Genomic DNA, 1,125 nt, shown 5'->3' with positions numbered 1-1,125 from the left:
GCAGGAAGAGGGTTTAGCGTTGTTGCAGATGAAGTGCGCACGCTTTCAGTTCAAACAGATGATTTTAATGACAAGATCAGCGCTAAACTGGCAGAAACCGAAACCATGTTCAAAGAGTCTGTTGAGTGTCTGGATATTGCTGCCCAAGCCGACCTATCCAACACCCACCAAGCAAAGGAGACATTGCTAAGCTTATGGGAGCATTTGCAACCTGAGGACCCAGAAAATAATCCCAACCTGCCCTTGATCGCCTCTCTCAAAGAGGAAATAGAGCAGTTATATAACATTTCAAATACCGAGAAACTGTCCAGCGATGCAATTCAACAGAAAGCATACAAAGTTTATCAGGATTCGCAGCACTTCAAGGACTTCTTCGGTCCTATATTGAGTGATTTCAAGCAGCTATATAGCTGTAAAGACGAAGACCAGCAAGAAATTCTCCGACGCGCACTCTCTAAGCGAGTAAATAAAATCCCCTAAGTCTTACTTTTACTGGTACAGACAAGACAAAGCTATTACGTAATGTTAATATCACTTTCACACAAAGTTACAATTCTTTAGTTAGAATTTTAACTATCGGATAAGGATTTCAGGATCTTGGCTCATACATACCTATAAGATATAGAGATTAGCAGCGTTACTCTATTAATAACTGCACATTACGCAGAAGCCCGTTTTAGATTCTTTACGTTTATTCCAACTGTTGAAATCGCGCATACCACTATACATTTGCGGTTTTTAGCCCTTTCTTGCGTCATTTTATAGGAAGGGGCGAGTTGTTGAATTATGCCTGTCCATAATGAATATTTCGAATGTACAACTATGAAAGCAAAAGATACAAGTCAAATAGCACTCTCCAAACTATGTACACTGCTAATGTGTTTGTTCTTAAGTGGCTGCGAATTTTTTGATAGCGACCGGCAAGATAACAATGTTGATGGACGTGCTGTTAAAGGCGTCATCAGCAACGGCATAATCAGCGCATACCGAGCCGAAGATAATAGCCTGATCACACAAACACGCAGCGACTCATCCGGCTATTTTTCACTAGACTTAAACGAACTTGAAGATGGCACGCTCGTTCTACTCTCACTAAGCGTAGATACTGATACTCGCATGCTTTGC

Annotated in this window: 2 protein-coding genes; both read left to right on the top strand. The window is 41.2% G+C overall.

Annotation, left to right across the window (positions count from 1 at the left end; genetic code table 11):
- Positions 1–480: methyl-accepting chemotaxis protein (locus tag A3729_RS32550; protein WP_197475669.1), on the top strand; the 480-nt coding region annotated here is incomplete at its 5' end.
- Between the two features lie 342 nt (positions 481–822).
- The coding region (locus tag A3729_RS07735) for a hypothetical protein (protein ID WP_156497781.1) at positions 823–1,125 on the top strand (303 nt) is incomplete at its 3' end.

Source organism: Oleiphilus sp. HI0043, from assembly GCF_001634935.1.
The sequence above is the reverse complement of the archived record's forward strand: the minus strand, read 5'-3'. Positions and strand labels throughout refer to the sequence as shown.